Origin of the sequence: Streptomyces sp. 4N124 (assembly GCF_052245395.1) — a bacterium.
Classification (GTDB): Bacteria; Actinomycetota; Actinomycetes; order Streptomycetales; family Streptomycetaceae; genus Streptomyces.
Genome location: NZ_JBQQBS010000023.1, coordinates 16,442 through 35,050, shown reverse-complemented (window position 1 = coordinate 35,050; position 18,609 = coordinate 16,442). Strand labels below are relative to the sequence as shown.

Genomic DNA, 18,609 nt, shown 5'->3' with positions numbered 1-18,609 from the left:
GGGGCGCCCGATGCGGGATTTCAGTCGGCCGCCGGGGCGGCGAGGGGCCCGGTCGCCGGTTCGGAGTCCAGCCGGTGCTCGGCGAGCACTCCGGTCTTGCGCCGCTGGATGAACCAGTAGTAGGCGAAGCCGCCGCCCATGATCACGCCGACGAAGAGCACGGCGCCCCACTGGAGGTACCAGTGGAAGGGGGCGGTGGCGTTGTAGACGGAGGCCCGTGGCCAGATCAGGTTGATCGTCATGCCCGCGCCCCACAGCACGGCGACGATGTTCACCGGCAGCCCCAAGCGGCCCAGCGAGAACTTGCCGTCGCCCGCGGGCTGCCACTTGCCGCGCAGCCGCGCCACCAGCATCGGAGCGGTGACGCCCAGGTAGGCGAGGTAGATCATGATGATGCCGATGCTGGTGACGACGGTGAAGATCTGCGGCTGGCGGATGTTCACGACCAGGATCGCCAGCGCCAGGATGCCGATGATCACGGCCGGGAGTACCGGCGTCTTGAAGCGCGGGCTGACCTTCGCCAGCATCGACGACGCCGGCAGGTTGTTGTCCCGGGCCATCGCGAACGCCAGCCGGATCGCCGCCGTGTGCACGGCCAGCGCACACACGGTCACGGCGATCAGCACGCACCACAGCATCGCCTTGCCGGCCGTCGGGCCGAGCACGTCGAGGACGATGTACTGCAGGCCGTCGGTCGACAGCTGCTCGCCCTTCAGGCTGGACACGCTCATCAGCGCGAGCAGCAGGATCAGACCGCCCAGGACGAACGAGGCGACGATCGCCCGGATGATCGCGCGCGGTGCGTTCCGGGACGGGTCCAGGGACTCCTCGCCCAGCGAGGCGGCCGTGTCGAAGCCGTACATGACGTACGCCGACGCCAGCGACGCCACCAGGAACGCGCCGAGGTATCCGGCGCCGTACCCCGCGCCCGTGCCGTTGGTCTCCATGACCACCTGCGGGCCGCGGGTGATGTGCACCGCGAACAGGACGATGAGTACGACGGTGGCGACCAGCTCGATGAAGACGCCCGCCGTGTTGATGTTGGCCATCAGCTTGACGCCGAAGGCGTTCACCAGCGTGGTGAACAGGATCAACACCGCGGCCAGGATGACCGCGTTGGTTGCCACGTCGTACTTGCCCGTGCCGTCACCGACGATCTGGAACACGTCGGAGATCTGCGGCAGCGTCAGCTGATAGGCGAGTGCCACGGCCGCGATCGAGACGATCGAGGCGATCAGCATCATCCAGCCGGCCAGCCAGCCCAGATGCGGATTGCCTATCTTCTTCGACCAGTTGTAGACGGAGCCCGCGACGGGATAGCGGGCGGCCAGCTCGGCGAAACAGAGGGCGACCATGAACTGGCCGACGAAGACCATCGGCCACGACCACCAGTAGGCGGGGCCGCCGCTGCCGTATCCGAAGTAGAACAACTGGAAGGTGCCGGTCAGGATGGAGATGTAGCTGATGCCGGCGGCGAACGTGTGGAAGTTGCCGAGGGTGCGCTTGAGTTCGGGTTTGTAGCCGAACTCGGCCAGTTCGGCGTCGTCCTGCTGGCCGGCCGGCTGTTGAGTTGTGGTCATGAGCGAACTCCTGGTGGGGCAGGGGAACGGGGCGAGCGGCTCCTGCGGGTGCCCGGATCAAGGACGGTTGATGAGCCTGCTGCTACCCGGGAGTCAGGCGAACCACCCCTGCGGCGTGGGATTCGTGTTGCGCCAGATGTGCTTGGCCTCGCGGTACTCGGCCAGGCCCGCCGGCCCGAGTTCGCGTCCGAAGCCGGACTGCTTGAATCCGCCCCACTCCGCCTGCGGCACATAAGGGTGGTAGTCGTTGATCCAGACGGTGCCGATCCGCAGCCGCCCGGCGACCCGCGCGGCCCTGGCCTCATCACTCGTCCAGACGGCGCCAGCCAGGCCGTAGATCGTGTCGTTGGCGAGCCGTACCGCCTCGTCCTCGCTGCCGAACCGCTCGACGGTGAGGACCGGTCCGAAGGACTCGTCCTGTACGACGGACATGCCGCCGGTGCACTCGTCCAGCACGGTGGGCAGGTAGTAGAAGCCGTCGGCGAAGTCCGCTCCGTCGGGGCGCGCACCGCCGCAGCGCAGGACCGCACCCTCCTCCAGGCCCTTGGCGACGTAGGCCTCGACCTTCGCGCGGTGCGCCTCCGAGATCAGCGGACCGGTCTGTGCCCGCTGGTCGAACGGCCCCCCGAGCCGGATCTCCGACGCCCGCCGTACGACCTCGTCGACGAACCGGTCGTGCAGCGAGTCCTCGACCAGCAGCCGGGCGCCCGCCGAGCAGACCTGCCCGGAGTGCAGGAACACCGCGGTCAGCGCCATGTCGACGGCCGTGTCGAAGTCGGCGTCCGCGAAGACGATGTTGGGGTTCTTGCCGCCCAGTTCGAGGGCGACCTTCTTCACCGTCCCGGCCGCGGCGGCCATCAGCCGGCGACCGGTCTGGAGCCCGCCGGTGAAGGAGACGAGGTCCACGTCCGGGTGGTCGCCGAGCGGAGCGCCGGCCTCGGGACCGGCGCCCAGGACCAGGTTGGCGACGCCCGCGGGCACGCCCGCCTCCTCCAGCAGCCGCATCAGGTGTATGGCGGTGTGCGGGGTCAGCTCGCTCGGCTTGAGGATGAAGGTGTTGCCCGCCGCCAGGGCAGGCGCGACCTTCCAGGCCGTCTGGAGGAGCGGATAGTTCCAGGGCGTGATCAGTGCGCAGACGCCGACCGGTTCGTACACGACCCGGCTGTCCACGCCCTCCGTGCCCGTGTCGACGACCCGACCCGTCTCGCTCGCTGCCGTCCGGCCGAAGTAGCGGAAGCAGTTCGCGATGTCGTCGATGTCGTACTCGCTCTCGACCAGCCGCTTGCCGGTGTCCAGCGACTCGGCGCGGGCGAGCGCGTCCTTGTCCCGCAGCAGCAGGTCGGCGACGCGCAGCAGCAGGTCACCGCGCTGGTCGGGGGCGGTGTGTGGCCAGGGTCCCTCGTCGAAGGCGCGGCGCGCGGCCGCGATCGCTTCGACGGTGTCCTTGCCGCCGGCCTCGTCCACCACCCCCACCAGCGAGCCGTCCGCCGGACAGCGGATCTCGCGCGTGCGCTCGTCGACCGCACTCCGCCACTCGCCGTCGATGAACAGATCCGGCATGGCCGCCTCCCAGCTGCTGAAGGACCCACTCGTGGAAGATCCCGATGTGGCGCTCGTTCGGAACCAGCACACCACCCTTCCGGTACGCTCGCGACGCCATCGCGGGCCGGGTTCGTTCACAGGCGTCAAAATCCTGTGCGTTCGCCCGGTGGAACAGCTCCACCGACGGCGTCGTCATCGGCGGGGTCGCGCCGCAGGGCCCGTGCCGAGCACTGGACGTCAGCGACGGAACAGCCCAAGGCCGCCATGGCCAACCTGCTCGCCGGACGCAGCGTGCGGAGCGCAGGGTCGGTGCGCTCCTTCTGGTCGGACCAGTACGGCGCGCGCGTCCAGTTCGCCGGCAGGCGTCAGGACGGTGCTCTCCGTGGACCGGCCACGCCCCTTCATGCGGGCGCGCCGGGAACTCGTGCGCGGGGAGCCCCGACCGCAGCCCGCCCCACTCTGAACCCTCACCGGGCGTCGCCCGCGCGGGCTCACGGGTGGGACAGCTGACCCGTCCCGCCCCGGTTCCGTATTCGCTCCTGGGCGCGCTCGGTGGCCCGCTCCTGTCGCCGGGCCCTGCGCCGCTCGCGCCGCAGGGCCCGCGCGGTGCTGCTCGGGGCCGACACGACGCCGTCGCGCTGGTTCCACACCTGGCGAGTCACCCACACATCCAGCGCCGCCCAGGTGGCGACCACCGTGCTGGCCACGCTACTGAGGACCATGGGGAACGCCAGCCACGAGCCGGCCAGCGTGCACAGGAAGGCCACCATCGCCTGGATCAGTGTCACGGCGATGATGAGCACCGCGCGCACCGCCGCCTTACGCACCGGATCCGGCAGCTGACGCCGCTGCGCGGGCTCCTCCACCCACAACGGCCGGTAATACGGCTGAGCGTCCCGCTCGTCCCTCGTCTCCCTGTCGATTGCCGGAATGTCGCGATCCCGTGTCTCAGGGATCCTCTCTGCCGTCGCCTGCGCCGTCCCGCCGTCACCGGGCGCCTCGCGCCGCTCAGCCGTGCCCATCACCGTGTCACTCCCCACCGCCGACAGAACCGCTCGCCCGTGTCCGAAGACACGACTCCCCAGTGGCTGCCCGGCTTGCGTTGTTTTACGCCGCCCAGGTGCGGGATGCGGCTCCTGTGGCCGATTCCGCCCCCAACTCCCGATAGAAGGACGAACGGCACGTCCCGAAGATTCCCAACGACCGTAAAATTCCGGCCAACCGGCCCCGGAAACGACCGGATTGTTCACCGCGGCGACCGCAGGATCGGGGGATGCAATCTCCCGCAATGACCGGACAACTCCCCACGACCCGCCACCGTTGCGGACGTTCGGCTTCCGGACGAGTCTTCGAGTTACCTATGCGTCAGTAGTAGGCTCGCGCCGTTTGTTGACGTACATGTGTACCCCCGCCCGGTGGGGGTCGAGCTGGGGGAGGCCATGCGCTTTCGCGGGAAGTCGATCCGCCGGAAGATCGTGGCGCTGCTTCTCGTGCCGCTGGTGTCCCTGACGGCCATCTGGGGCTTCGCCACGGTACTCACGGGACGTGAGGCGGGCCAGCTGTTCAACGTGTCGGAGGTCGTCGAGAACATCGGCTACCCGGCCGAGGACACCGTCCGGGTGCTCCAGCAGGAACGCCGCCAGACCCTCGTCTATCTCGCGGACCCGCGCGCCTCCGACGGGCTCGCCGCGCTGCGCCGCAGCCGGACCGCCACCGACGACGCCGTCATCAAGATCCGCAAGAACGCCCGGGACGCCGACGTACGCGACGCGCTGGGGCAGGGCACGGGCGAGCGGCTGACCGCCCTCCTGGACGCCCTCGACGGCATCGGGTCCCTGCGCCGCAGCGTCGAGGACGGCACCGTCAACCGCGCCCAGGCCCTCGACCTCTACAACCGGCTCGTCGATCCCTGCTACGTCCTGCTCACCAACCTCCACGTCGTGGACGACACCGACCTGGACAAGCAGTACCGCGCCCTGGTCAACCTGGCCCGGGCCCGCGAACTGCTCTCCCGCGAGGACGCGCTCCTCGGCTCCGCGCTGATCGTCGGCAGGATCACCCGCGGCGAGGCCCGTGACATCTCCGACCTCGTGGCCCAGCGCACGCTGATGTACGACGTCAACCTGCCGCTGCTGCCCTCCTCGGAACGCGACCGCTACGAGCGCTTCTGGAAGAACGCCGCCAGCGCCCCGCTGCGCGTGGCCGAGGAGTCCGCCGGCTCCTCCTCCGGCACCGGCACGCCCAGCGACGTCACCGCACAGAACTGGGACACCGCCGCCGGTGACGTGCTCGACGAACTCGCCACCCTCAACGACCAGGCGAACGACCGCTATCAGGATCGGGTTCGCCCGGTCGCGATCGGCGTCATCGCCCAGGCCGCCTTCGCCGGCGTCCTCGGCCTGATCGCGCTGCTGCTCTCGCTCTTCCTGTCCGTGCGCATCGGCCGCGCCCTCATCCGAGACCTGCGGCAACTGCGCCTGGAGGCGCACGAGGCGTCCGGCGTCCGGCTGCCCAGCGTGATGCGCCGCCTCTCCGCCGGTGAGCAGGTCGACGTGGAGACCGAGGTCCCGCGCCTGGAGTACGACAAGAACGAGATCGGCGAGGTCGGCCAGGCCCTCAACACCCTGCAGCGCGCCGCCGTCGAGGCCGCCGTCAAGCAGGCCGAACTGCGCGCCGGGGTCTCCGAGGTCTTCGTGAACCTCGCCCGGCGCAGCCAGGTCCTGCTGCACAAGCAGCTCACCCTGCTCGACACCATGGAGCGCCGGACCGAGGACACCGAGGAACTCGCCGACCTCTTCCGGCTCGACCACCTCACCACCCGCATGCGCCGGCACGCCGAGGGCCTGGTGATCCTCTCCGGCGCCGCCCCCTCTCGGCAGTGGCGCAAGCCCGTTCAGCTCATGGACGTCGTACGCGCCGCCGTCGCCGAGGTGGAGGACTACGAGCGCATCGAGGTCCGCCGACTGCCCCGGGTCGCCGTCACCGGCCCCGCCGTCGCGGACCTCACCCATCTCGTCGCCGAACTCCTGGAGAACGCCACGGTGTTCTCCCCGCCGCACACCGCCGTCCAGGTCCTCGGCGAACGCGTCGCCAACGGCTTCACCCTCGAGATAAACGACCGCGGCCTCGGCATGGCCGCCGACGCGCTCCTGGACGCCAACCTCCGGCTCGCCGAGACCCCTGAGTTCGAGCTGTCCGACACCGACCGGCTCGGCCTGTTCGTGGTCAGCCGGCTCGCCCAGCGGCAGAACGTACGCGTCTCCCTCCAGCCCTCCCCGTACGGCGGCACCACCGCGGTCGTCTTCATCCCGGACTCGCTGCTGACGGACGACGTCCCGGACACCAACGGCATCGGTTTCCGCCTCGACCGGGACCGCCCCTCCAAGGAGGCCGATCTGGAGGAGAGCCGCCGCGCCGCGCTCTCCCAGGTGCCCGTGCAACTCCCCGGTCTGCCGCCCGCCCTCCTGGACGGGCCGGTCGAACTGGAGGCCCCCGTCGACCTGGACGCCCTGAACGACTTCCCGGGCGGCCTCGGCGACGAGGACAGCGAACGCGGTGGACTCTTCCGGCCCCGCGGCCCCGCACCGGCGGGTCTCCCCGGCGAACAGCACCATCCGGCCGACCCCGGCACGGACGACCGTCCGGGCGCCCCGGTCCCACTGCCTCGCCGCGGCGCCCCCAAGCTCGTCAGCTCGCACGGACGTCCGGTCACCGAGCAACGGCCCCGGCGCGAGAACGGTGACTCCGCGGACACGGCTCCCGCCCTCCCGAAGCGCACGCGGCGCGCCGCCATCGCGTCGGCGGCACAGGACGCCAGACACGAGACCCAACAGGAAACCGGCCCGCAGACCGGCCCCCAGGCCGGGCCGGAGACCCGGCACGAGGGCCGGCTGGAAACCGGCCCCGAGACCAGACACGAGCGCAGACCGGAAGCCGGACCGAGGGCCGGACACGAGCCCGGTCAGGACGGACACGCGGCACCGACCACCGGCTCGGGCACGGCGCCCCTGCCCCGCCGCGTCCGCCAGGCCAACCTGGCCCCGCAGCTCAAGCAGGCTCAGGAGCAGCGCACCGAGCAGCGGACCGAGCCCACCGAACGGGACGCCGACGAGGTACGCAGCCGTATGGCCTCGCTCCAGCGCGGCTGGCAGCGTGGCCGTCAAGAGAACGCCGATGGCGACAATGGTCCCAGCGGCACAGCACCACAACGAACGACAAAGGGGGACGGTCGATGACCGCACCGAAGGCGACCGACCACGGCGACACCGGCAGGACAGGCGAGCTGAACTGGCTCCTGGACGACCTGGTCGACCGCGTCGCGAGCATCCGCAAGGCCGTCGTGCTCTCCGGCGACGGGCTTGCGACGGGGGCATCGAAGGACCTGACCCGGGAGGACAGCGAGCATCTGGCCGCCGTCGCCTCCGGCTTCCACAGCCTCGCCAAGGGCGTGGGTCGGCACTTCGAGGCGGGCAGCGTCCGGCAGACGGTCGTCGAGCTGGACGACGCCTTCCTGTTCGTGACGGCCGCCGGCGACGGCAGCTGCCTCGCCGTCCTCGCGGACGCCGACTCCGACGTCGGCCAGGTCGCCTACGAGATGACGCTCCTCGTGAAGCGGGTCGGCGTACATCTGGCGGCCGCTCCGCGCACCGATCTGCCTGCGGGCGGGTAGTGGGATGACATGAGCGGAGACGGTCAGGGAAGAAGCCACTGGTTCGACGACGAGGCCGGACCGGTGGTCCGTCCGTACGCCATGACCCGCGGCCGCACCAGCCATGCGGGCCAGCACCGCCTGGACCTGATCGCGGTCGTCGTCACGGAACCCCACGCGGACGACTCGGAAGCCGAGAACCAGACACTGTCCCCGGAGCACGTGGACATCGTCGGCCTGTGCCGGGACGCGCCGCAGTCGGTCGCCGAGCTCGCCTCCGAACTCGATCTGCCCATCGGCGTCGTACGCGTGCTTGTCGGCGACCTCGTCGACGAGGAACTCGTCCACGTCAACCGTCCGGTTCCGCCCGCGGAGCTGCCGGACGAGAGCATCCTGCGTGATGTGATCAACGGGCTCCGGGCTCTGTGACCACCGGTCCGATCGACCGGCCCGCCCAGCCGGGCGGCTCCTCCGCGAGCGCCGCGAGGCGCTCGCGGACCTCGGGCGGGAACGGTACGGCGCGCCCCGCCCCCTGATCGACGTGCAGCATCAGCAGCTCGATCGTGGCGACCGGGTCGGGCTCCGCTCGCGGCCCCTCGACGACGTACATCTCATGTGTCAACCGCGCCTTCTTCCCGGCCGCTCCCAGCACGCGCGTGCGGACGGCGAGTTGGGCACCCTCCGGCACCTCCCGCAGGTAGCGGACGTGTGACTCGGCCGTGTAGAGCGAGCAGCCGGTGCGCTCGCGGTACGCGGCGTCCAGCCCCGTCTGCTCCATCAACTGGTCCGTGGCGAAGCCGAAGACGAGGACGTAGTACGCCTCGCTCAGGTGCCCGTTGTAGTCGATCCACTCGGGGCGCACGGTCTCCTGAAACAGCGGCAGGCTCACTCGGCACCGGTCCCGGGCAGACGGCCGGTGGCGCGCAGGACGTCGATGACGCCCCGGTCCCGTTCGGCGACGAGATCGGCGATCGTACGGCCGTCTGCGGCATCGTCACAGCCGGCCACCACCGCGTCGTAGAGGGCCCTGTCCAGCTCGGGTGCCTCCAGACGGGTCCACGGGGACTTCAGGGACGGCCCGAAGTGGTCGAGCATATGGGCCATCCCGCCCTCGCCGCCCGCGAGGGCGAAGGTGAGCATCGGGCCCATCACCGCCCACCGCAGGCCCGGCCCCTCCGTGATGGACAGGTCGATCTCGCGCACCGTCGCCTCACCGTTGGCCACCATGTGCAGCGCCTCGCGCCACAGCGCCTCCTGGAGGCGGTTGGCGATGAAGCCGGGGACCTCGCGGTCCATGGTGATGACGGACTTGCCCGCCACCTCGTAGAAGCGCGCGGCCCATCGGACCGCTTCGGCGTGTGTGCGTTCGCCGCCCACGACCTCGACGAGCGGTATCAGATACGGCGGATTGAACGGATGCCCGACCACCAGCCGACCGGGTGTGACGGCCCCGGTCTGCATGTCCGTCATCGGGTAGCCGGAGGTCGAGGAGGCGACGACGACGCCGGGCGGCGTGGCCGCGTCGAGCTTCGCCAGCAGCTCACGCTTGAGGCCGAGCTTCTCGGGGGCGCTCTCCTGCACGAACTGCGCCTCGGCGACCGCCTCTTCGAGGCTGTCGGTCGCGGTGAGCCGGTCGGCACTCGCGCCCGGGGCAAGCCCCAGCTGCTCCAGCGCGGGCCACGCCGCCTCGACCAGCCGGCGCAGCCGGGCCTCGGCGTCGGGGGCCGGGTCCCAGGCCGTGACGTCGTAGCCACGGGCGAGGAAGTGGGCGACCCAGCCACCGCCGATGACTCCGGCGCCGACACAGGCGACGCGGCGCACGTCCTCGGGCGCGGTGGCGGGGGTGTACGACTCCGTCTCCGTCAACTTGGGCTCCTTCTGGGCTTCTTGATCGGGCCGTGGCTTCTTGGCAGGCGGGAGGGGGATCAGCTGCCGTGTCGTGGCGCGGGGTTCAGCCGCGTGGCTTGAGGCCGAGCTTGAGGCGTGCCTCGTCGGGTGTGGCGACGCGGGCGCCCATCGCCTCGACGATCGTCACGGCGCGCTCCACGAGTTGGGCGTTGGTCGCCTTGACGCCCTTGCCCAGATAGAGGTTGTCCTCCAGACCGACGCGCACATGTCCGCCGAGCAGGATCGACTGCGCCACCCACGGCATCTGCATCCGGCCCAGCGCGAAGCTGGCCCACTGCGCGCCCTCCGGCAGCATGTTCACCATCGACTGCAGCACACCGGGATCCGCGGGCGCGCCCCACGGGATGCCCATGCACAGCTGGAACACGGTCGGGTCGTCGAGCAGCCCCTCGGCGAGCAACTGCCTGGCGAACCACAGGTGACCGGTGTCGAAGATCTCCAACTCCGGCCGCACCCCCAGTTCCTGGATGCGCCGGGCGCCGGTGCGCAGCATGTCGGGCGTCGAGACATAGAGGTTGGAGCCGTCGCCGAAGTTGAGGGAACCGCAGTCGAGGGTGCAGATGTCGGGCAGCAACTCCTCGACATGCGGCAGCCGTTCGAGACCGCCCACGAGATCGGTGCCGGGCAGCTGCTTCAGCGGCTCCTCGGGGTCGATCACCAGGTCGCCGCCCATACCGGCGGTGAGGTTGATGACGACGTCCGTGCCGGTCTCCTTGATGCGCTCGACGACCTCGCGATACAGCCGCGGGTCGCGGGAGGGCGCGCCGGTCTCCGGGTCGCGGACATGGATGTGCACGGCGGCGGCACCGGCCTCGGCGGCCTGCACGGCGGACGTGGCGATCTGTTCCGGGGTGACGGGGACGTGCGGGCTCTTGCGCACGGTGTCACCGGCGCCGGTGAGGGCGCAGGTGATGATGACGTCCTGGTTCATGGTCGCGCTGGTTCCTCTCTCGACGAACAGAGCATTATTCATAATGTGAGCAGCCGTCGCGGAATACGAACATGCGCTGCCGTGAGGTGGTACGTCAAGAGCACCTGCTCTCAGCCGCCGTCCGCCCCTCGGCTCCTCGGCCGCCCTTCGCTCTACGCTTGCGCAGCCGCCGCGATCTCCTCCGCCGCCGCCCGCGCCAGCGCCCCCAGGTCCGCGAACCGCTCCTCGGTCACCCGGTCCTGCGGCCCCCAGATGCTGAGCACGGCGAACGGCCGTCCGCGACGTCCCATCACCGGCGCCGACACCCCGTAAAGATTCCGCTCCATCTCACCCGCGCAGACGCTGTATCCGCGCTCTCGCGTCCGAGCGCACTCCTCCCACAACCGTCCCCGGTCGGTGACGGTCGTGTCGGTGAACGCGGTCAGCGGCTCGCTGAGCAGCGACTCGGCCTCCTCCTTCGGCAGCCAGGCCAGCAGCGCCTTGCCCGTGGACGTGGCATGCAGCGGCACCTGACGCCCCAGCCACTTGGCGCTGAGGACCACCGGTGGGGTCACTTCGTCGATGTACGTCAGCCCCAGCTGCTGCACCACGGCGAGGTTGGCCGTCTCGCCGGTCTGCTCGCTGACCCGGCGCAAGGTGCCGTGCGCCCGGCGGATCAGCCCGTCGAAGCCTGCCGCCGATGCCATCCGGGCGACCGTGAAACCGATGGTGTAGCGATTGCCGGCGGGGTCGCGCTCCACCAGGCCGTACTGCTCCAGCGTGGACAGCAGCCGCCATGCCGTGGCCCGGTTGAGCCCGCACTGTGCCGCCAGGTTCGAGGCCGTGTCGCCGCCCGGTGCGCTGTCGGCGGTCGCCTGGAGCAGCGCGATCGCCCGCTCCAGGGACTGGACCTTGCCCGACGATCCACTCGGCTCGGCGGGCGAGGCGGACTCGCTGTCGCCGGGGGGCCCTGGGGAGTTCGGCATGCGCATCTTCCTGGGCTCCTTGACGGATCGCGGTATCGGCCCCTTGGCCTACGGGACTGCCGCTCCCCATCTTCGCACTATCCGTGCACCGATCGCATCATGCGAACAGCGATCACCACCGCCTTCAACGAGAGGCGCTGCCCGGTGTGGACAGGGCACCGGCGCAGCCCTCCCGATATGATCTGACCGATCGTCGACGACCCTCGGCAGCTCGTCCGCAACCGAGCTGCCGATAGGGTTCCGAGCAGCGCGATCGGGGAGACGGACGTGACGACGGGCTGGCAGTTCTGGGTCGACCGAGGCGGCACCTTCACGGACATCGTCGCGCGACGCCCCGACGGCCGGCTCCTCACCCACAAGCTCCTGTCCGACAACCCCGCGCGCTATGCCGACGCGGCCGTCGCCGGCGTACGTGAACTGCTGGACGGCTCTCATGCCCCTGTCGAGGCCGTCCGGATGGGGACGACCGTCGCCACCAACGCCCTCCTGGAACGCAAGGGCGAGCGCACCCTCCTGGTGATCACCCGCGGCTTCCGCGACGCCCTGCGCATCGCCTACCAGAACCGCCCCCGCATCTTCGCCCGCCGCATCGAACTCCCCGAGCTGCTCTACGAGCGGGTCATCGAGGTCGACGAGCGCATCGCCGCCGACGGCACCGTCCTGCGCGCTCCCGACCTGGACGCCCTCGCCGGGCCCCTCCAGGAGGCGTACGACGACGGGATCCGGGCCATGGCCGTGGTCTGCATGCACAGCCACCTCCACCCCGCCCACGAACAGGCCGTCGGTGAACTGGCCGGCCGTATCGGCTTCCCGCAGATCTCGCTGTCCAGCGAGGTCAGCCCGCTGATGAAACTCGTCCCGCGCGGGGACACCGCCGTCGTCGACGCCTACCTGTCGCCCGTCCTGCGCCGCTACGTCCAGCATGTCGCCGACGAACTCGAAGGCGTGCGGCTGATGTTCATGCAGTCCAACGGCGGGCTCGCGGAAGCCGGGCAGTTCCGCGGCAAGGACGCCATCCTGTCCGGGCCCGCCGGCGGCATCGTCGGCATGGCCCGTATGTCGCAACTGGCCGGCTTCGACCGGGTCATCGGCTTCGACATGGGCGGGACCTCCACGGACGTCTCGCACTTCGCGGGCGACTACGAACGCGTCTTCACCACGCAGATCGCCGGAGTCCGGCTGCGCGCCCCCATGCTGGACATCCACACCGTCGCGGCCGGCGGCGGCTCGGTCCTTCACTTCGACGGCTCCCGCTACCGCGTAGGGCCGGACTCGGCGGGCGCGGACCCGGGGCCCGCCTGCTACCGGGGCGGCGGTCCGCTTGCCGTCACCGACGCCAACGTCATGCTCGGCCGCATCCAACCCGCCCATTTCCCCAAGGTGTTCGGCCCCGACGGCGACCAGCCCCTCGACGACGCGCTCGTCCGCGGCCGGTTCGCCGCTCTCGCCCGGGAGATCCGGCAGCAGACCGGTGATGACCGCACACCGGAGCAGGTCGCCGAGGGCTACCTGCAGATCGCCGTCGCCAACATCGCCAACGCGGTCAAGCGGATCTCCGTCCAGAAGGGGCACGACGTCACCCGCTACGCCCTCACCACCTTCGGTGGCGCGGGAGGTCAGCACGCGTGCATGGTCGCCGACTCGCTCGGCATCCGCACCGTCCTCGTGCCGCCCATGGCCGGCGTGCTCTCCGCACTCGGCATCGGCCTCGCCGACACCACCGCCATGCGCGAGCAGTCCGTCGAAGCACCCCTGGAGCCAGCCTCGATGCCCGCCGTCCTCAAGACCGCCGACGACCTGGAGGGCGCCGCCCGCGCCGAACTCCTCGCCGAGGACATCCCCGAGGACCGCATCCGGATCACCCGCCGCGCCCAGCTCCGCTACGACGGCACCGACACCACCCTCACCGTCGAGCTCACCGAGCCCGCCACCATGCAGCACGCCTTCGAAGAACGTCATCGCGCCACGTACTCCTTCACGCTCGACCGTCCGGTCGTCGTCGAAGCCCTCTCCGTAGAAGCCACCGGCATCACCGAACCCCCCGATCTCTCCGCTCTCGCTCCGTTCGCAGCCGCCCCTGACGGCCGCTCCGCCAAGCCGGGCACCGTCCGCCTCCACGCGGGCGGCGCCTGGCGCGACGTACCCCTCCACCGCCGCGAGAACCTGCCCCCCGGCGAAACCGTCACCGGCCCCGCGATCATCACGGAGGCCAGTGCGACGACCGTCGTCGACGACGGCTGGCGGGCCGCGACGACCGACGACGGGCATCTGGTCATGGAACGCGCGGTGATTACGCAGAGTTCCGATCTCGACACAAAAGCTGACCCCGTTCTGCTTGAGGTCTTCAACAACCTCTTCATGTCGATCGCCGAACAGATGGGCGCCCGGCTGGAGTCCACCGCCCAGTCCGTCAACATCAAGGAGCGCCTGGACTTCTCCTGCGCCCTCTTCGACCCGGACGGAAACCTGGTGGCCAACGCCCCCCATATCCCCGTCCACCTGGGCTCGATGGGCACCAGCGTCAAGGAGGTCATCCAGCGGCGCGGCTCCGGGATGCGCCCCGGCGACACCTACGCCGTCAACGACCCGTACCACGGCGGCACCCACCTCCCCGACGTCACCGTGATCACCCCGGTCTTCGACACCGAGAACACCGAGAACACTCAGGCCACCGCGGACACGGAGAGCAACCGGATCCTCTTCTACGTCGCCTCCCGCGGCCACCACGCCGAGATCGGCGGCATCGCGCCCGGCTCCATGCCCGCCAACAGCCGCACCATCGACGAGGAGGGAATCCTCTTCGACAACTGGCTGCTCGCCGAGAACGGACGCTTCCGCGAGGCGGAGACCCTCCGCCTCCTCACCGAGGCGCCCTATCCCTCCCGCAACCCGAAGACCAACCTCGCCGACCTGCGCGCCCAGATCGCGGCCAACCAGAAGGGCGTCGATGAAGTCGCCCGCATGATCGAGAACTTCGGCCTCGATGTCGTCCAGGCGTACATGAAGCACGTCCAGGACAACGCGGAGGAGGCCGTACGACGGGTCATCGACGCGCTGGACGACGGCGAGTACGCCTACGAGACCGACTCGGGGGCCGTCATCAGGGTCAGCGTGCGCGTCGACCGTACAAACCGGTCCGCGACCGTCGACTTCACCGGAACCTCCCCCCAGCTTGACTCCAACTTCAACGCACCCTTCGCCGTCGTCAACGCGGCCGTCCTGTATGTCTTCCGCACTCTGGTCGCCGACGACATCCCCCTCAACGACGGCTGCCTGCGCCCCCTCGACATCGTGGTGCCGTCCGGCTCGATGCTCGCCCCCGAGCCGCCCGCCGCAGTGGTCGCCGGCAATGTGGAGACCTCGCAGGCGATCACCGGCGCGCTGTATGCCGCACTCGGCGTCCAGGCCGAAGGCTCCGGCACCATGAACAACGTGACCTTCGGCAACGAGCGGCACCAGTACTACGAGACCGTCGCCTCCGGATCCGGCGCGGGCGACGGCTTCCCCGGGGCGGCCGTCGTGCAGACCCACATGACCAACTCGCGGCTCACCGACCCGGAAGTCCTGGAATGGCGACTGCCCGTCCAGATCGAGGAGTTCGCCGTCCGGCGTGACAGCGGCGGCGCCGGACGCTGGCGCGGCGGCGACGGAGCGGTGCGCCGGATCCGGTTCCACGAGCCGATGACCGTCTCCACGCTCTCCCAGCACCGCAGGGTCCCGCCGTACGGCATGGCGGGCGGCGAACCGGGCGCGCTGGGCGCCAACCGTGTCGAGCGCGCGGACGGTACGGTCAGCGCACTGGGCGCAAGCGATGCGACGGACGTCGTCCCGGGCGACGTACTCGTCGTCGAAACCCCAGGCGGCGGAGGCTACGGACCGCCGTCCCCCGACCCCCATCAAGCAGGAGAAGAGATCGATGATCTTCGGGCGTTCTGAGCGCGGCAAGCCCCCGGTCGAGCCCGTCACGCTCAAGATCCTGGTGGCCGGCGGCTTCGGCGTGGGCAAGACCACCCTCGTCGGTGCGGTCAGCGAGATCAGGCCACTGCGCACCGAGGAACTGCTCACAGAGGTGGGACGCCCGGTCGACGACACGAGCGGCGTGGAGGGCAAGCACACCACGACCGTCGCGATGGACTTCGGGCGCATCACCTTGCGCGAGGACCTGGTGCTGTATCTCTTCGGCACGCCCGGTCAGGAGCGGTTCTGGTTCATGTGGGACGAGCTTTCCGAGGGCTCGCTGGGTGCGGTCGTCCTGGCCGACACCCGGCGCCTGGAGGACTCCTTCGCCGCTGTCGACTACTTCGAACGGCGCTCCATACCCTTCGTCGTCGGCGTCAACTGCTTCGAGGGAGCCGCCCGTTACCCGGAGGACGACGTACGCCAGGCACTCGACCTCGACGACCACGTCCCCCTCGTGTTGTGCGACGCCCGCGACCGGGAGTCCGTCAAGGAGGTCCTCATCGGCGTGGTCCAGCACGCCATGGCGTACGCGGCGGAGCGCCGCCAGACGGTCACCACCTGACGCACACGCACGGCCCGCACCCCCACCGACCGGGGTACGGGCCGCAGTTCGCGGACCTGCACGCGCGCGTGCCTAGCTCTCGCCGTCCTCCAGCCAGCCGAAGCTCTTCTCCACGGCCTTGCGCCAGTTGTGGTACTCGCGGTCCCGCACCGACGCCTCCATGGCCGGCGTCCACTCGACGTCCCGCTGCCAGTGCGACTTGAGTTCGTCGAGGTCGTTCCACACCCCGGTGGCCAGCCCGGCCGCGTACGCGGCGCCCAGGCAGGTCGTCTCGGAGACCTTGGGCCGGATCACGGGCACTCCGAGGACATCCGCCTGGTGCTGCATCAGCAGGTTGTTCTTGGTCATGCCGCCGTCCACCTTCAGGGTCGTGATGTGCACCCCCGAGTCCTGGAACATGGCGTCCACGACTTCCCGCGTCTGCCAGCTCGTCGCCTCCAGCACCGCGCGCGCGAGGTGTGCCTTCGTGACGTACCGGGTGAGCCCGGTGACGACTCCGCGCGCGTCGGAACGCCAGTAGGGCGCGAACAGGCCGGAGAACGCGGGCACGATGTACGCGCCCCCGTTGTCGTCGACGCTCGCCGCCAGGGGCTCGATCTCGTCGGCGGTACGGATGATGCCGAGTTGGTCGCGGAACCACTGCACGAGCGCGCCCGTTATCGCAATGGACCCCTCCAGGCAGTAGACGGGCGCCTCACTGCCGATCTTGTAGCCCATCGTCGTCAGCAGTCCGCTCTTCGACGGCACCGGCCGGTTGCCGGTGTTGAGCAGCAGGAAGCTGCCGGTGCCATAGGTGTTCTTCGCGGTGCCGACGTCATAGCAGGCCTGGCCGAACACCGCTGCCTGCTGGTCGCCCAGCGCCGAGGCGACGGGGACGCCGGAGAGCTGCCCGACGGCGGTTCCGTACACCTCGGCGGACGACTTGATCTCGGGCAGCACGGCCTCGGGCACGTTCATCGCGGAAAGGATCGACGGGTCCCACTGGAGGGTTTCGAGGTTCATCAGCATCGTGCGTCCGGCGTTGGTGACGTCGGTGACGTGATGTCCTCCGTCGGTGCCGCCGGTGAGGTTCCAGATGAGCCAGGAGTCGATGGTGCCGAAGGCGATCTCGCCGTGTTCCGCACGCGCGCGCAGCCCCGGCACGTGGTCCAGCAGCCAGGCCGCCTTGGGCCCGGAGAAGTAGCTGGCCAGCGGCAGCCCGGTCTGTTCGCGGAAACGGTCCTGCCCGTCCGATCCGCCGAGTTGGTTGCACAGGGCGGCGGTGCGTGTGTCCTGCCAGACGATGGCGTTGTGCACGGGCTTGCCCGTCGCCCGGTCCCACAGGACCGTGGTCTCCCGCTGGTTGGTGATGCCGAGCGCGCTGAGTTGGTCGGCACGCAGCCCGGCCTTGGCGATCGCGCCGGCGACCACCGCCTGCACCTTGGACCAGATCTCGGTGGCGTCGTGCTCCACCCAGCCGGGCTTGGGGAAGATCTGGCGATGCTCACGCTGGTCGACGGCGACGATCGCGCCGTCCTGGTTGAAGATGATGCAGCGGCTCGAGGTGGTGCCCTGGTCGATTGCGGCGACGAACTTGTCCGTCATGACGTCCCCTTCGTCGGATCCTTCAGAACGCTGCGTTGAAGATCACCCCGGACAGCGCCCCGCCGATCAGCGGACCCACTACCGGAATCCATGCGTAACCCCAGTCCGAGGTGCCCTTGTTGGGGATCGGGAGCAGCGCGTGGGCGATGCGCGGGCCCAGGTCACGGGCCGGGTTGATGGCGTACCCGGTGGGACCGCCGAGCGACAGACCGATGCCGACCACCAGGAACGAGACGATCAGAATCGCGGTACCGGACTCGCCGAGCCCCTTGGTGAGGCCGAACGCCAGGATGGGCAGCACCAGACCGACGGTCGCGATGATCTCGGTGATGAGGTTGGCGACGGGATTGCGGATCGCGGGCGCCGTGGAGAAGATCCCGAGCGTCGGCTGCGCCTTGTCCTCCTCTGCGTTGGCCTGGAACTGCGCGAAATAGACGAGCCAGCACAGGATCGCGCCGAGGAAGGCACCCACCATCTGCCCGGCGACGTAGAGGTGGACCTTGTCCCACTCCCCGGTGTCGATGGCGATCCCGAGGGTCACGGCGGGATTGAGGTGCCCACCGGACAGCGGTGCGGCGGTGTACGCCCCGGCCAGCACGCCGAAGCCCCAGCCGAAGGCGATGACGACCCAGCCGGCGTCCTTGGCCTTGGAGTAGTTCAGTACGACAGCGGCGACCACTCCGGCGCCGAAGAGAATGAGGATCGCGGTACCGATGACTTCGCCAACGAATATGTCTCCGTCGCTCATGGCGGCTCCTAGGCCCTGGCCCGGGACGATCGGCCCCGGTCCTCCGTGCAGGGTGCGGTTCCCTTGGCGAACAGCCGGAGGCGGGGACAGTCCCGCGCCCCGCCCGGCGTCCGTGACGAGCGTGCCGTAGCAGCCGAATCGCCCGTGGGGAGTGGCCCTTGACTCAGGCGGGGCCCGCGCG

At 70.2% G+C, this 18,609-nt stretch carries 14 protein-coding genes and 1 pseudogene; 5 read left to right on the top strand and 10 right to left on the bottom strand.

The genetic code is table 11. The features are described from left to right. Positions 1-20: 20 nt before the first annotated feature. From ACTWQO_RS23290 to ACTWQO_RS23275, 4 genes and pseudogenes are all read right to left on the bottom strand, one after another. The gene (locus ACTWQO_RS23290; RefSeq protein ID WP_443239277.1) at positions 21-1,580 is read right to left on the bottom strand and encodes an APC family permease; all 1,560 of its coding nucleotides are present in this window, start codon (positions 1,578-1,580) and stop codon (positions 21-23) included. Between the two features lie 93 nt (positions 1,581-1,673). Continuing rightward, positions 1,674-3,140, bottom strand: coding sequence for an aldehyde dehydrogenase family protein (locus tag ACTWQO_RS23285; protein ID WP_443239276.1), 1,467 nt, complete (start codon positions 3,138-3,140; stop codon positions 1,674-1,676). Between the two features lie 7 nt (positions 3,141-3,147). Further along, positions 3,148-3,306 (bottom strand): annotated as a pseudogene (locus ACTWQO_RS23280) (SRPBCC family protein); the annotation flags it as partial. A gap of 307 nt (positions 3,307-3,613) precedes the next feature. Then, positions 3,614-4,144, bottom strand: coding sequence for a hypothetical protein (locus tag ACTWQO_RS23275; protein ID WP_443239275.1), 531 nt, complete (start codon positions 4,142-4,144; stop codon positions 3,614-3,616). A 417-nt stretch (positions 4,145-4,561) separates the two neighbouring features. On the opposite strand from ACTWQO_RS23275, the gene ACTWQO_RS23270 reads away from it, so the two are divergent. Genes ACTWQO_RS23270 through ACTWQO_RS23260 form a run of 3 tightly spaced genes read left to right on the top strand, consistent with a single transcriptional unit; the run spans position 4,562 to position 8,199 of the window. Further along, positions 4,562-7,357, top strand: a complete 2,796-nt coding sequence (locus ACTWQO_RS23270; RefSeq protein WP_443239354.1) for a nitrate- and nitrite sensing domain-containing protein — start codon at positions 4,562-4,564, stop codon at positions 7,355-7,357. Beyond that, positions 7,354-7,791 carry a roadblock/LC7 domain-containing protein gene (locus ACTWQO_RS23265; protein ID WP_443239274.1) on the top strand — a complete coding sequence of 146 codons (438 nt, stop codon included), beginning with the start codon at positions 7,354-7,356 and terminating at the stop codon, positions 7,789-7,791. The genes ACTWQO_RS23270 and ACTWQO_RS23265 overlap by 4 nt, the downstream gene beginning before the upstream one ends. Before the next feature lie 9 nt (positions 7,792-7,800). Then, entirely contained in the window at positions 7,801-8,199 is a 399-nt protein-coding gene (locus tag ACTWQO_RS23260; RefSeq protein ID WP_301978237.1) for a DUF742 domain-containing protein, read from the top strand. Here the strand turns inward: ACTWQO_RS23260 and ACTWQO_RS23255 are convergent. The 4 genes from ACTWQO_RS23255 to ACTWQO_RS23240 all read right to left on the bottom strand — a co-directional run bounded on the left by ACTWQO_RS23255 (position 8,177) and on the right by ACTWQO_RS23240 (position 11,574). Then, positions 8,177-8,659 carry a thioesterase family protein gene (locus ACTWQO_RS23255; RefSeq protein WP_443239273.1) on the bottom strand — a complete coding sequence of 161 codons (483 nt, stop codon included), beginning with the start codon at positions 8,657-8,659 and terminating at the stop codon, positions 8,177-8,179. The genes ACTWQO_RS23260 and ACTWQO_RS23255 overlap by 23 nt on opposite strands. Continuing rightward, the gene (locus tag ACTWQO_RS23250) at positions 8,656-9,636 is read right to left on the bottom strand and encodes a 3-hydroxyacyl-CoA dehydrogenase NAD-binding domain-containing protein (protein ID WP_443239272.1); all 981 of its coding nucleotides are present in this window, start codon (positions 9,634-9,636) and stop codon (positions 8,656-8,658) included. Before ACTWQO_RS23250 ends, ACTWQO_RS23255 begins: the two co-directional genes overlap by 4 nt. Positions 9,637-9,721: 85 nt before the next feature. Further along, positions 9,722-10,609, bottom strand: coding sequence for a 3-keto-5-aminohexanoate cleavage protein (locus ACTWQO_RS23245; protein WP_443239271.1), 888 nt, complete (start codon positions 10,607-10,609; stop codon positions 9,722-9,724). A gap of 152 nt (positions 10,610-10,761) precedes the next feature. Continuing rightward, positions 10,762-11,574, bottom strand: coding sequence for an IclR family transcriptional regulator (locus ACTWQO_RS23240; RefSeq protein WP_443239270.1), 813 nt, complete (start codon positions 11,572-11,574; stop codon positions 10,762-10,764). Positions 11,575-11,841: 267 nt separating this feature from the next. On the opposite strand from ACTWQO_RS23240, the gene ACTWQO_RS23235 reads away from it, so the two are divergent. Next, complete coding sequence (locus tag ACTWQO_RS23235; protein WP_443239269.1) at positions 11,842-15,510, top strand: hydantoinase B/oxoprolinase family protein; 3,669 nt, start codon at positions 11,842-11,844, stop codon at positions 15,508-15,510. Continuing rightward, positions 15,491-16,096: a GTP-binding protein gene (locus ACTWQO_RS23230; protein ID WP_443239268.1), complete on the top strand. Its 606-nt coding sequence runs from the start codon at positions 15,491-15,493 to the stop codon at positions 16,094-16,096. Before ACTWQO_RS23235 ends, ACTWQO_RS23230 begins: the two co-directional genes overlap by 20 nt. 72 nt (positions 16,097-16,168) lie before the next feature. Here the strand turns inward: ACTWQO_RS23230 and glpK are convergent, their stop codons facing one another. Both glpK and ACTWQO_RS23220 read right to left on the bottom strand, forming a co-directional pair. Then, positions 16,169-17,680, bottom strand: coding sequence for a glycerol kinase GlpK (gene glpK, locus ACTWQO_RS23225; RefSeq protein WP_443239267.1), 1,512 nt, complete (start codon positions 17,678-17,680; stop codon positions 16,169-16,171). Positions 17,681-17,702: 22 nt separating this feature from the next. Further along, the gene (locus ACTWQO_RS23220) at positions 17,703-18,428 is read right to left on the bottom strand and encodes an MIP/aquaporin family protein (protein ID WP_443239266.1); all 726 of its coding nucleotides are present in this window, start codon (positions 18,426-18,428) and stop codon (positions 17,703-17,705) included. Positions 18,429-18,609: the final 181 nt, after the last annotated feature.

Bases quoted from the DNA above. Each gene is read 5' to 3' on its own strand.
- ACTWQO_RS23290 (WP_443239277.1), bottom strand. From the start codon at position 1,580: ATGACCACAACTCAACAGCCGGCCGGCCAGCAGGACGACGCCGAACTG.
- ACTWQO_RS23285 (WP_443239276.1), bottom strand. From the start codon at position 3,140: ATGCCGGATCTGTTCATCGACGGCGAGTGGCGGAGTGCGGTCGACGAG.
- ACTWQO_RS23275 (WP_443239275.1), bottom strand. From the start codon at position 4,144: ATGGGCACGGCTGAGCGGCGCGAGGCGCCCGGTGACGGCGGGACGGCG.
- ACTWQO_RS23270 (WP_443239354.1), top strand. From the start codon at position 4,562: ATGCGCTTTCGCGGGAAGTCGATCCGCCGGAAGATCGTGGCGCTGCTT.
- ACTWQO_RS23265 (WP_443239274.1), top strand. From the start codon at position 7,354: ATGACCGCACCGAAGGCGACCGACCACGGCGACACCGGCAGGACAGGC.
- ACTWQO_RS23260 (WP_301978237.1), top strand. From the start codon at position 7,801: ATGAGCGGAGACGGTCAGGGAAGAAGCCACTGGTTCGACGACGAGGCC.
- ACTWQO_RS23245 (WP_443239271.1), bottom strand. From the start codon at position 10,609: ATGAACCAGGACGTCATCATCACCTGCGCCCTCACCGGCGCCGGTGAC.
- ACTWQO_RS23240 (WP_443239270.1), bottom strand. From the start codon at position 11,574: ATGCCGAACTCCCCAGGGCCCCCCGGCGACAGCGAGTCCGCCTCGCCC.
- ACTWQO_RS23230 (WP_443239268.1), top strand. From the start codon at position 15,491: ATGATCTTCGGGCGTTCTGAGCGCGGCAAGCCCCCGGTCGAGCCCGTC.
- glpK (WP_443239267.1), bottom strand. From the start codon at position 17,680: ATGACGGACAAGTTCGTCGCCGCAATCGACCAGGGCACCACCTCGAGC.
- ACTWQO_RS23220 (WP_443239266.1), bottom strand. From the start codon at position 18,428: ATGAGCGACGGAGACATATTCGTTGGCGAAGTCATCGGTACCGCGATC.